Genomic DNA, 12,340 nt, shown 5'->3' on the forward strand with positions numbered 1-12,340 from the left:
ATGACCTATCCCTGGCCTGATGCAGGCACACCACTCGATGCGATTTCGACACCAATGCCGGTGATCGACGAGGACCGGCTTGCTGCCAATATTCTGAGGGCGCAATCCTATCTCGATAGCCATGACAAGGCTTTCCGTCCCCATATCAAGACGCACAAGATACCGGCTATCGCAAGACAGCAGCTTCAGGCGGGCGCCATCGGCATCAATTGCCAGAAAGTCAGCGAGGCGGAGGTCTTCGCGGATGCCGGGTTCGACGACATCCTGATCACCTACAATATTCTCGGCCCGGCAAAACTTGCGCGATTAAAGACGCTGAACGCGCGCATCGGCGGACTGAGCGTTGTTGCCGACAGCGCTGTGACGGTTGCCGGACTTGCCGGCGCATTTGATGCGGAAAGACCGCTTGCGGTGCTTGTCGAATGCGATACGGGTGGAAAGCGTTGCGGCGTGCAGACCCCACGGGCAGCGTTGGAGCTTGCGGAGAAGATCGTCGCGGCGACGGGCCTTAAATTCAAGGGCATTTTGACCTATCCGGCCCCTGGCGGCGCGGAAAAGGTGGAAGACTTCATACGCGAAACCATGGCGCTGCTCGCGGAAAAAGGCATTGATTGCCCGGTCCGCTCAAGTGGCGGCTCACCTGATTTTTTCTCGGCTCACCTTGTTCCGTCCGCGACCGAACATCGGGCGGGCACCTATGTCTATAATGACCGTTCGATGCTGCGCGCCGGACATTGCACCGCTGGTGATCTGGCAATGCACGTCCTCGCCACCGTGGTATCGAGACCTACCGCCGATCGCGCCGTGCTTGATTGCGGCTCGAAGGCCTTGACCTCCGATCTATTGGGTTTCAGCGATTACGGCATGATCGAGGGGTATGAGGGCGCAAAGATCATTTCGCTTTCGGAAGAACACGCGGTTGTCGATTTGTCGGCCTGCAGTTCCACCCGGCCTGACATTGGTGATGTCGTCAAGGTCGTGCCGAACCACACCTGCGTCGTCAGCAATCTCTTCGACCGAATGGTTTTCCATCGAAATGGCCTGGTAACGCGCGTGGAAGATGTCGCAGCGCGCGGTACCGTCTGGTAATATTACCCGGCTAATTAAATTGCGAAACGGGTGCTTCGGACCAACCGGCACCGGCAAAGAGTAACACAGTCATGCGCATATTTACGGCATCACTCGCCACCGAAACCAATACGTTTTCACCCGTTCCAACGGATATGGACGCTTTCCGCGCGGCCTTTTACGCCGGCCCGGGCGAGCATCCGGAAACGCCGACGCTTTGCTCGTCGCCGGTGCCAATCCTGCGCCGTCGTGGCAAAATGGAGGGGTTCACGGTCATCGAGGGCACATCGTGCTGGGCGGAGCCGGCGGGGCTCATCCAGCGTCAGACCTATGAAACGCTGCGCGATACGATTCTTGCCGAGCTCACGGCGGCCTTGCCGGTCGATGCGGTGATTCTAGGCCTGCATGGCGCCATGGTGGCACAGGGTTATGACGATCCCGAAGGCGATTTCCTGTCGCGGATACGCGCGCTGGTCGGCCCGGATGTGTTGATTGCGGCCGAATTTGATCCCCACAGCCATTTGACGGCGCTAAGGGTCGCCAATCTCGACATCATGGCAACGTTCCTGGAATTCCCGCATACGGATTTCGAGGAACGCGGCGAGCATGTGGTGGAAATGGCGCTGCGCACCCTGCGTGGAGAAATCAGGCCGGTTATCTCCACTTTCGACTGCCGCATGATCACCATCTATCCTACCAGCCGCGAGCCGATGCGTTCCTATGTCGACCGTTTGAAGGCATTGGAAGGCAAGGATGGCATACTGTCGATTTCCGTCATTCACGGTTTCATGGCTGGCGATGTGCCGGATATGGGCACACGCATTGTTGTCGTCACAGATAATGACAGGGCAAAGGGCGACGCGCTGGCCGAAAAGCTTGGCCATGAGCTTTATGCCATGCGCAAGCTGACAGCGATGCCGATGCTCGATACGGAGGCTGGCCTGGACATGGCGCTCACCATCCGCGGCCATAATCCGGATATGCCGGTCGTGGTGTCGGATATATGGGACAATCCAGGCGGCGGTGTTGCGGGTGACGCCACCCATATTCTGCGGCGCATGGTGGAGCGCGGCATGGATAATATCGGTGTTGCGACGATCTGGGATCCGATTGCCGTGTCCTTCTGTCATGCGGCGGGTGAGGGGGCCGAGATCGATCTGCGCATCGGCGGTAAATCCAGTCCTGAAGGCGGTGAACCGCTGGATTTCCGGATCAAGGTGATGCGCACCGCAGAGGCTGGCTGGCAGAGTTTCCGCAACAGCCGCGTTACGCTCGGCCGCGCCGCCGTCGTAAGACCGGTTGGAACGGAGATCGATATCATTCTCATTACCAGCAGAACGCAGACTTATGAGCCGGATATCTTTTCCAATCTCGGCATCGATTTCGCCAGAAAAGACGTGCTGCTTGTAAAGTCCACAAACCACTTTCATGCCGGGTTTGCGCCGATCGCCTCGGAGATCGTTTATATCGCCGCGCCGACATCCTATCCGACCGACCCGGCAAAAACCGCCTATCGCAAGGCAAGCCTGCAGCTTTGGCCAAGGCTGGCCGATCCGCTGGGTCTGGATTGAGGCTGCGGCGGCTTATATCCGCCGCAGCGTAATCAGAAAGAACGCGCCGTCATCATGGTCGGGCTTGACCGTGAAAGGCAGGCTTTCCGGGATGAAAATGCTATCCAGCTTCTCCAGCCGGGCAGTATCGTTACCGAAGGAAACCGTCAAAGGATGGAGCGACAGGATCATCCTCGTGCCTGTTCCCGCTTCCGCCGAATAGCTGCCGGAGAGCCTTTCCATGCTGTGGCTGAAGGATGAGCGGCGGGTCATGACGTTCAGATCAACGATCGATCCATCCATCAGGGACGCATCCACGGGAACATCCGCAGCAAAGGGCAGGGGGGTGCTCTTTGTCGTCAGCGCCACCGGCTCATCTCCCGCAATAGCGAGCGCCATGCCGTTTCCCTCGATAATGGCAAGTGTGCGGTCTATGCCTGGGAAGCTGGAAAACGGTCCGTCCTGAGCGACGGTCGCCATGCTGATGCGCCAGTCGAATGCATCCATGGAGGCACTTGGCGGTTGGATGGCGATTTCCACCGTAACGCCGCCGCCGTTCTTCCACGGCATGGTCTTGTATTCGGAAGCGCGCAATATTTTCATGTGATGTCCAGAATCGGGTCGTTAATGGGGGCGGGGGAGCGGAAGTTTATGATCCGCGATCATTCTCGATGCGTCGTTCGACCGCTCTTTGCACCGCCTTGAGATCCGACGGCCGGCCGGCCACTTTTTCGATGGCGGCGATGGCAAGGTCGCTGGCGACATAGTCGGATTTATGCCCGAGATTGTGCACGACAATTAACGTGGATCCGCGAATATCTCTGGCGAGGTGACGGGAATGTACCTCTGGTGAGACGATGGTGTCCGTATCACCCGTTATGATGACAGTCGGCGCCTTGATGCGCCGATAGTCCGACGAAGCTCCACGCGCCCATTCGTTGAGGGCCGCGACCTCCTGGGCATTGTGCCGGAAAGCCTTGGGCCGCAGGGCTGCCACGGCATGCGTCGCCTCCACATAATCGGCGGGCCTGGAATTGGGTGCAAAAACGCCGCGCGTTGCCTGATCCAGCGCCAGAAGACCGGCGGGCGGCGCAATGAAGGTGCTGAAGAGCGGGCCGGTGAAGGGCGCGTTTGCCGCCGTGTAATACCAGGCAATTCCGCCTTCCCACGGATAGACCGCGGGAGAGAGAAATACGAGGCCGGTGACCATATCTGGATGACGGACGGCAAGCGCCGCCGCAATGGCGCCGCCAAAGGAATGCCCGACGACAATGGCTCTTGGGATCCCTCGTTTCTTCATAAGAAGTGCGATGGCGTCGGCCTGCCCATCCGGGAGAATATTGCCTTTGCCGCCGATATCCGAGTTGCCGTGCCCCGGCCTGTCGACAAACAGCAATTGCGCCCGGCCGCGGAGCTTTGTGAGAAAGGAGTACATCGGATCGTAAAGGCTGGCGCTCGCCCCGTGAATGAAGAGGATCGGCGGAAGATCGGCGCTTTTTCCCGGCTCGAACAAGACGCTGTTCAGCTTGTAGCCGCCCACATCAATTCGCACGGGAACGATATGTTCTTTTTCGGAAGCCGTGGCCTGTGTGGCGGAAAGCGGGAAAAGCGCTCCGAAAACAAGGGTAAAGGCAAGCGGGAGGAACCTGCGTGCCATTCTTCGATCTACCATGTCCTTCATGCCCGCCCTCACGGTTAGCGCGGCTTTCAAACGAGCATAAAGCCGGTCGGTTAAAAACAGCAACGAGCAAAGCCGCAGAGAGCGCAGAAGTTCCACCGTCGCCGACGCGGCACTGATGAGGCACCGCATTCGGCAATGTGCAAGGGAAGGTGGATCGCGGTCGTCCTCTCCGATCAGATAAACGGCGCAGCCCGAAGACTGCGCCGAGTTTTATCCCTTAGTTGCCGAGGATGCCGGGCAGGCGCAGGCCCTGTTCCTTCGCGCATTCCACGGCAATATCGTAACCGGCATCGGCATGGCGCATGACGCCGGTTGCCGGGTCATTCCACAGAACCCGCTCAAGCCGCCGGGCGGCATCGTCGGAACCATCAGCGCAGATGACCATGCCGGAATGCTGGGAGAAGCCCATGCCGACGCCGCCGCCGTGGTGCAGGGAAACCCAGGTCGCACCCGACGCCGTGTTGAGCAGCGCGTTCAGGAGCGGCCAGTCGGAAACGGCGTCCGAGCCGTCCTTCATGGCCTCTGTCTCGCGGTTGGGCGACGCGACGGAGCCGCTATCGAGATGGTCGCGGCCGATGACAACAGGCGCCTTCAACTCGCCGTTCTTCACCATTTCATTGAAGGCAAGCCCAAGGCGATGGCGGTCGCCAAGTCCGACCCAGCAGATGCGTGCCGGCAGGCCCTGGAAGGCGATGCGCTCGCGCGCCATGTCCAGCCAATTGTGCAGATGCTTGTTGTCGGGCAGCAGTTCCTTCACCTTGGCATCGGTCTTGTAGATATCTTCCGGATCGCCGGAAAGGGCCGCCCAGCGGAACGGGCCGACGCCACGGCAGAACAGCGGACGAATATAGGCCGGAACGAAGCCGGGGAAGGCGAAGGCATTTTCCAGTCCTTCATCCTTGGCGACCTGACGAATATTGTTACCGTAGTCCAATGTCGGCACGCCGGCATCCCAGAAGGCGACCATCGCTTCGACATGCTGCTTCATCGAGGCACGAGCGGCGGTTTCGACAGCTTTGGGATCGCTCTCGCGCTTGGCCTTGTGTTCGGCAACGCTCCAGCCAATCGGCAGATAACCGTTGAGCGGGTCGTGGGCCGATGTCTGGTCGGTGACGATATCGGGGCGCGGGCCGCCATTCTTCATACGCTTGACAAGTTCCGGGAAGATTTCAGCCGCGTTGCCGAGCAGTCCGACGGATTTGGCTTCCCCGGCCTTGGTCCACTTGTCGATGAGCGCCAAAGCTTCATCCAGCGTCTTTGCCTTCTCGTCGACATAACGGGTGCGCAGGCGGAAATCGATACGGGTTTCGTCGCTCTCGACGGCAAGGCAGCAGGCGCCGGCCATCACGGCCGCCAGCGGCTGTGCGCCTCCCATGCCGCCGAGACCGCCGGTCAATATCCATTTGCCCTTCAGATTGCCGCCATAGTGCTGGCGGCCAGCCTCGACGAAGGTCTCATAGGTGCCCTGAACGATGCCCTGCGTGCCGATGTAAATCCATGAGCCGGCCGTCATCTGGCCGTACATGGCGAGACCCTTCTTATCCAGCTCGTTGAAGTGATCCCAGGTCGCCCAGTGCGGCACGAGATTGGAATTGGCGATCAGCACGCGCGGCGCATCCTTGTGGGTGCGAAAAACACCGACCGGCTTGCCCGATTGTACGACGAGCGTTTCATCCTCGTTCAAATCCTTCAGCGTCGCGACGATGCGGTCAAAATCCTCCCAGGTGCGGGCGGCACGGCCGATACCGCCGTAGACGACCAGCTCATGCGGGTTCTCGGCCACGTCAGGATCGAGATTGTTCATCAGCATGCGCAGCGGCGCTTCCGTCATCCAGCTCTTGGCATTGAGTTCAGTGCCCTGCGGTGCGCGGACGTCGCGGATATTGTGGCGCGGATTGTTCATGTGGTTTCCCCTTATCGTTTTGTCGCAAGTGCGAAATTTTCGAGACGCGTCAGAATGGTTTTGAGATGGACGCGCAGGCGTTCCGCCCTTTCCGCGTCATAGGCAAAGGGCGGCGTCTCCCTTGCAAGATGGGTGGATTGTGCAAGCTCCATCTGAATGGCGTGCACGCCGGTTTCCGGCTTTCCATAATGGCGCGTTGTCCAGCCGCCTTTGAAACGCCCGTTCAGAATGCAGTCGTAACCTTCTGCGGCAGAGGTCACTTCCACGGCTATTTTTTCGATCGCCGGGTCGCAGGTCCTGCCCATATCGGTGCCGATGTTGAAATCCGGCAGCTTGCCTTCAAACAGGAAAGGAATATGCGAGCGAATCGAGTGGCAATCATAGAGAATGGCGATGCCGTGGATGGCCTTCACCCGCTCGATTTCCGCCGCAAGCGCCGCGTGATAGGGCGCGTGAAAGGTTTCCAGCCGGGCAGCGATGTCATCCTGACCGGCTTCCTGCCCATCATTCCAGATCGGCTTGCCGTCGAAATCGGTGTCCGGAACGAGGCCTGTGGTGTTTTGCCCGGGATAAAGGCTGACCCCTTGGGGATCGCGATTGGCATCGATCACATAACGATGGAAATTGGCGCGAACCGTCGTCGCATCGGGGATCAGATCTGCATAGAGATCGTGAATATGCCAGTCGGTATCGGCGAGTATCCTGCCATTGTCGTTCAGACGTTGCCAGATTTCCGCCGGAACCTCGGTGCCGGTATGGGGCAGGCCGAGAATGACCGGCGATGAACCCTCTCTGATGTCGAAGACGCGCACCTCACACCTCCAGCTTCGGCAGGATGCCTTCCGAAATGGCCGAAACCAGAGCGCCGGAGGCGATGAGGTCGGATGCCGCCTTCAGATCCGGCGCCATATAACGGTCCTCCTCAAGCGAGGGGATCACTTGCCGCAGCACGGCGATTGCCTTTTGCAGCTCAGGGCTGGTTTTCAGCGGCCCACGCAATTCCACGCCCTGAACCGCCGAAAGCGCCTCGATGCCGAGGATGGCGAAGAGATTTTCCGTCATGGTCAGCAGGCGTCGCGCGCCATGGCAGGCCATCGAGACGTGGTCTTCCTGATTGGCCGAGGTTGGCGTCGAATCGACGGAAGCCGGGTGCGCCATCTGCTTGTTCTCGCTCATCAGCGCGGCGGACGTGACTTCGGCGATCATCAGGCCGGAATTCAGCCCCGGTTTCTTCGAAAGGAAGGCGGGCAGGCCATAGGAGAGGGCCGGATCGACCAGAAGCGCCACACGGCGTTGCGCAATCGCGCCGATTTCGCAGATGGCGAGCGCCGTCTGGTCGGCAGCAAAGGCCACCGGTTCAGCGTGGAAATTGCCGCCGGATACGACGGAATTGTCGGAAAGCACCAGCGGATTGTCCGTCACGGCATTGGCTTCGATCTCAAGCGTGCGGGCCACCTGTCTCAGAAGGTCGAGACAGGCGCCGTCCACTTGCGGCTGGCAGCGAATGCAATAGGGATCCTGAACGCGCTCGTCACCTTCGATATGGCTGATGCGGATTTCGGATCCTTCCAGCAGGTTGCGTAAGGCAGCGCCCGCATCGATCTGGCCCTTATGGCCGCGCAATGTGTGAATATCGGGATGGAAGGGGGCGGAAGACCCCATGGCGGCGTCTGTGGAAAGCGCGCCGGTGATCAATGCCGCCTGTGCCGCGCGGTGGGCGCGGAAAAGACCGGCGAGCGCCAGCGCCGTCGAGGTCTGCGTGCCGTTGATCAGCGCCAGCCCTTCCTTGGCGGCGAGAACGACCGGGGTCAGCCCGGCTCTGGCGAGCGCCTCGCCGGCGGGCAGAAGCGCGCCTTCATAAAAAGCCTCGCCTTCGCCCATCATCACGGCGGCCATATGGGCAAGCGGCGCGAGATCGCCGGAGGCGCCAACCGAACCTTTTTCCGGGATGGAAGGGATGACGCCCTTTTCCAGCATATCCTCGATCAGCCGCACCAGTTCCAGCCGCACGCCGGATGCGCCGCGACCGAGTGAAATCAGCTTCAGCGCCATGATCAGGCGAACGACATTTTCCGGCAGGGCCGCACCGACACCGCAGCAATGCGACAGGATGAGGTTACGCTGCAGCGTCGCCACATCGGCTGCGTCGATCTTGATGGAAGCGAGTTTGCCGAAACCGGTATTGATCCCATAGACCGGCGCATTGCCGGCGGCGATCTCGGCGATGCGTGCCGCCGCTTTTTCTATGCCGGCATCGAAAGAACGGTCGAGTTTGGCCGTGCCGTTATCCCAGTAGATCGCGGCAAGTTCGGCAAGAGTCACGTTGCCGGGGTGAAGCGTGATAGTCATGGGTAAACCTTCTGTCCCTTAAAAATGCGGGCGTGGAGCGGATTGAAACCGATGCGGTAGACAAGCTCGGCCGGGCGTTCGATGTCCCAGATGGTGAAATCGGCGGATTTTCCTGTTTCCAGCGTGCCGGTTTCCGCAAGCAGGCCGAGCGCCTTTGCGGCATTGCGCGTCGTCGCCGTCAGGCACTCTTCCACCGTCATCCGGAAAAGCGTGGCACCCATATTCATGGTCAGCAGCAGGGAGGTGAGCGGCGAAGTGCCGGGATTGCAATCGGTCGCAAGTGCAATGTCAGCGCCCGCATCGCGCAGGAGCTGAACCGGTGGGGCCTGTTTTTCCCTGAGTGCGTAAAAGGCGCCGGGCAGAAGTACGGCCACCGTTCCCGCTGTCGCCAGCGCCTTTGCACCGGCTTCATCGAGATATTCCAGATGATCGGCGGAAAGCGCGCCGTAAGATGCGGCAAGCTCTGCGCCGCCGAGGTTGGAAAGCTGTTCGGCATGCAGCTTGACCGGAAGCTTCAGCTGTTTTGCCTTTTCGAAAACCCTGGTCATTTCCTCAACGGAAAAGGCGATGCCTTCGCAAAAACCATCCACCGCATCCACCAGACCCTCGGCTTGGGCCTCGCCCAGCCCTGGCAGGACCACATCCGTCATATAATCGGCGTTTCGGCCCTTATATTCGGCGGGCGTCGCATGCGCGGCGAGATAGCTGGTGACGATCCGCACCGGGCGCAGCGTCCCAAGCTTGCGCGCGACGCGCAGCATTTTCAGTTCGGTTTCGATATCGAGGCCGTAACCGGATTTGATTTCGATGGTTGAAGTACCCTCGGCCAGCAGTGTGTCGAGACGCGGCAGTGCCTGCGCAACCAACGCTTCTTCGGAAAGCGCGCGCGTATCGCGCACCGAAGAGACGATGCCGCCGCCGGCTTTGGCGATTTCCTCATAGGTCGAGCCATTCAGCCGCATCTCGAATTCCATGGCGCGATTGCCGCCGAACACGAGATGGGTGTGGCAGTCGATCAAGGCCGGGGTGATCCAGCGGCCGCCGCAGTCGATTGTCTCGTCGGCCGTGGACACTTCGGCGGGCAGATCGCTTTCAGGTCCGACAAAAACAATGCGGCCGTTGCGCACGGCAATGGCGGCATTTTCGATTGCGCCGATGCCCTCCATCGAAGGGTTGAATGTCGCGAGCCGAGCATTGCGCCACAGTGATGTAACGTTTTCCGGCGCCATTCCCTTTGCAGATTTGTTCCCTGGCATTTGCTTTTCGCCTTTCTTTTATGCGTCAAATGTATATACATAATAATGAGCTTGGCAAGCCGCAATTTCATGTTTGAAACGGGCCTTGCCGGAAGAGACCAAGAGGAGAGGGTGGCATGACGGCAATTCACGCGGGCGCAGCGCTTCTGAATGACGGGTGGGCGCAGGATGTTCGCATTGTTTGCAGGGACGGCGCTGTCTTATCGGTCGAAACCGGCGTTTCCCCGCAGCCGCAGGATGAGCGCCATGCCGTGATCGTCCCTGCCATGCCCAATCTCCACAGCCATGCCTTTCAGCGGGCCATGGCTGGACTTGCCGAAATTCGCGGGCCCGCCGATGACAGTTTCTGGAGCTGGCGCACCGTCATGTACAAGTTTGCGCTGTCGATGACGCCTGATCATGTCGAGGCGGTTGCTGCCCAGCTCTATATGGAAATGCTGGAGGCCGGTTTCGGGCGAGTCGGCGAATTTCATTATCTGCACAATGACAGGGACGGCTCGCATTACGGCAATATCGCCGAAATGGCCGAACGCATTGGCGCGGCCGCCGCGAATACGGGGATCGGTCTCACCTTACTGCCGGTATTTTATGCCCATTCCGGGTTCGGCGGCCAGGCGCCGATCGACGGGCAGAAACGCTTCATCCATTCGCTCGACAGTTACGAAAGGCTGATGCAGGGCGCGCAAACCGTGGTGCACAGGCTGCCCGGTGCTGTACTCGGCATCGCGCCACACAGCCTGCGCGCCGTGACCGGCGATGAGCTGGCGGCGATCGAACCGTTGGCTAAAGGCGGGCCGATCCATATCCACGTCGCAGAACAGGTGAAGGAAATCGAGGATTCGATCGCCTTTTCAGGTGCCCGACCGGTGGAGTGGCTTTTGGAAAATGCGCCCGTCGATGGTCGCTGGTGCCTTATCCATGCGACGCATATGACGGAAGCCGAAACGCGCAGTTTGGCAAAAAGCGGCGCCGTTGCCGGTCTTTGCCCGATCACCGAGGCCAATCTCGGCGACGGTATTTTCCCTGCTCCGGATTTCATCGCGCAGGGGGGGCATTACGGTGTCGGGTCCGATTCCAATATTCTGATTTCCGTGCCGGAAGAATTGCGGATGCTCGAATATTCGCAGCGTCTGTCGCTTCGGGCGCGCAATGTCATCGCCGATGCCGGCCGATCCACGGGTGAAAAACTGTTCCGGCAGGGGCTCGAGGGTGGTGGCAGGGCGCTGGCCTCACGAAATGCAATAGAAGAGGGAGAAAGCGCCGATTTTGTCGCGCTTGATATCTCGGCCGTTCCCTATCTTCCGGCATCCCAGATTATCGACCAGTGGATATTCGCGAGTGGCGTCCATGTTGATACCGTCTGGGTGCGTGGTAAAAAACTGGTGCAATCGGGCCGGCACATCCACCGCCGCGAAATATCCGATCGCTTCAACAAGGTCATGGCCGAGCTTGTCGATAGCTGATATGCGCTCGATATGAACGAGATAGAGCCGTTGGAAGGCATTGCGGACGTGACGAAAGCATCGGCCGGGCAAACCCTGCACCAGCGTATCCTCAGTGAGATCGAAGGCCGGATCGTTTCGGGAGAATGGCCGCCGGGTTACCGGTTGCCTTTCGAGGTCGATCTCGCCGTCCAGTATGATTGCTCGCGCATGACCGTCAACAAGGTCATGGGCCAGCTCGCCAAAGCCGGTCTGATCGAACGCCGCAAGAAGTCCGGCAGCTTCGTCCGGCAACCGCAGATCCAGTCCGCCGTTCTCGAAATTCACGATATCCGTGCGGAAGTCGAATCCCTTGGCCTCGAATATGGCTTTAAAGTCCTGAAGCGCGTGCAGCGTGCGGCAAGGCGTGAGGATCGCACAAGCATCGATGTTGCCGTCGGCGCATCGCTGCTCGATATCGTCTGCATCCATTTTGCCGGTCCAAGGGAATTCTGCATCGAGCAGCGTCTCGTCAATCTCGCAACCGTGCCTGATGCTGATGAAGCCGACTTCACGGAGATTGCGCCCGGACCCTGGCTGCTCGGTCATGTTCCCTGGAGCAATGCCGAACATCGGATCAGCGCCGAAACACCTTCCAGGGAAATCGCGCGCCTTCTCGGTATCTCCGACAGGCAGGCTTGCCTTGTTGTGGAGCGGCGTACCTGGAGCAATTCAGGCGCCGTCACCTATGTGCGCTTCACCTATCCGGGCAATGCGCACGCGCTTGTTGCCCGTTTCAGCCCGTCTTCCGACTAAGGTTTGGAAGGGACGCGATGCCTGCAAATGCAAGGAAAGCGCGCTCGTCCTGAAAAGAGAAGCCGCGGCTTCTGCCATCTGGCTGTGAAAGTGTTAAAATCTGTTAATTTATACGACTAATTTCAAAATATTGTTTAGAATCAATACGATGTATGATTTTTTTAGAATTTGTATTTTGGTGTGTTGACTTGTTTGTGGGTGTTCTCTTATAAGTCCGCTCACTGAACGAGGGCGGCGGCGCTGCTGGCGACGAAGTCTTTCGTTCTCAAGAAATCAGGATGATGAGCTGAATGCTT

Annotated in this window: 10 protein-coding genes; 4 read left to right on the forward strand and 6 right to left on the reverse strand. The window is 59.4% G+C overall.

Features of this window, described 5'->3' with window-relative positions; genetic code table 11:
- Nucleotides 1-1,089, forward strand: coding sequence for a D-TA family PLP-dependent enzyme (locus OK142_RS10315; protein ID WP_498682572.1), 1,089 nt, complete (start codon nt 1-3; stop codon nt 1,087-1,089).
- Nucleotides 1,090-1,160: 71 nt separating this feature from the next.
- A complete protein-coding gene (locus OK142_RS10320) occupies nt 1,161-2,639 on the forward strand; it encodes a M81 family metallopeptidase (protein WP_082185215.1) in 1,479 nt (492 codons plus the stop codon).
- Nucleotides 2,640-2,651: 12 nt separating this feature from the next.
- Here OK142_RS10320 and OK142_RS10325 read toward each other — a convergent pair whose 3' ends face one another.
- The 6 genes from OK142_RS10325 to hutI all read right to left on the reverse strand — a co-directional run bounded on the left by OK142_RS10325 (nt 2,652) and on the right by hutI (nt 9,807).
- Entirely contained in the window at nt 2,652-3,221 is a 570-nt protein-coding gene (locus tag OK142_RS10325; protein WP_498682529.1) for a HutD/Ves family protein, read from the reverse strand.
- A 46-nt stretch (nt 3,222-3,267) separates the two neighbouring features.
- Complete coding sequence (locus OK142_RS10330; RefSeq protein WP_498682532.1) at nt 3,268-4,275, reverse strand: alpha/beta fold hydrolase; 1,008 nt, start codon at nt 4,273-4,275, stop codon at nt 3,268-3,270.
- 241 nt (nt 4,276-4,516) lie between these two features.
- Nucleotides 4,517-6,202 (reverse strand): urocanate hydratase, encoded by a 1,686-nt coding sequence (gene hutU, locus OK142_RS10335; RefSeq protein ID WP_313612391.1) that lies wholly within the window; start codon nt 6,200-6,202, stop codon nt 4,517-4,519.
- Nucleotides 6,203-6,213: 11 nt separating this feature from the next.
- Nucleotides 6,214-7,014 carry an N-formylglutamate deformylase gene (gene hutG, locus OK142_RS10340; RefSeq protein WP_498682537.1) on the reverse strand — a complete coding sequence of 267 codons (801 nt, stop codon included), beginning with the start codon at nt 7,012-7,014 and terminating at the stop codon, nt 6,214-6,216.
- Nucleotide 7,015: 1 nt separating this feature from the next.
- On the reverse strand, nt 7,016-8,551 hold the full coding sequence (gene hutH / locus OK142_RS10345; RefSeq protein WP_498682539.1) for a histidine ammonia-lyase: 1,536 nt from the start codon (nt 8,549-8,551) through the stop codon (nt 7,016-7,018).
- Entirely contained in the window at nt 8,548-9,807 is a 1,260-nt protein-coding gene (gene hutI / locus OK142_RS10350) for an imidazolonepropionase (protein ID WP_498682541.1), read from the reverse strand. The genes hutH and hutI overlap by 4 nt, the downstream gene beginning before the upstream one ends.
- A gap of 116 nt (nt 9,808-9,923) precedes the next feature.
- On the opposite strand from hutI, the gene OK142_RS10355 reads away from it, so the two are divergent.
- Together OK142_RS10355 and hutC are read left to right on the forward strand one after the other, a co-directional pair.
- Entirely contained in the window at nt 9,924-11,270 is a 1,347-nt protein-coding gene (locus OK142_RS10355) for a formimidoylglutamate deiminase (RefSeq protein WP_498682543.1), read from the forward strand.
- A 12-nt stretch (nt 11,271-11,282) separates the two neighbouring features.
- Complete coding sequence (gene hutC / locus OK142_RS10360) at nt 11,283-12,044, forward strand: histidine utilization transcriptional repressor HutC (protein WP_498682544.1); 762 nt, start codon at nt 11,283-11,285, stop codon at nt 12,042-12,044.
- Nucleotides 12,045-12,340 lie beyond the last annotated feature (296 nt).

It is taken from the genome of Agrobacterium sp. BT-220-3 (assembly GCF_025910175.1).
Classification (GTDB): domain Bacteria; phylum Pseudomonadota; class Alphaproteobacteria; order Rhizobiales; family Rhizobiaceae; genus Agrobacterium; species Agrobacterium oryzihabitans.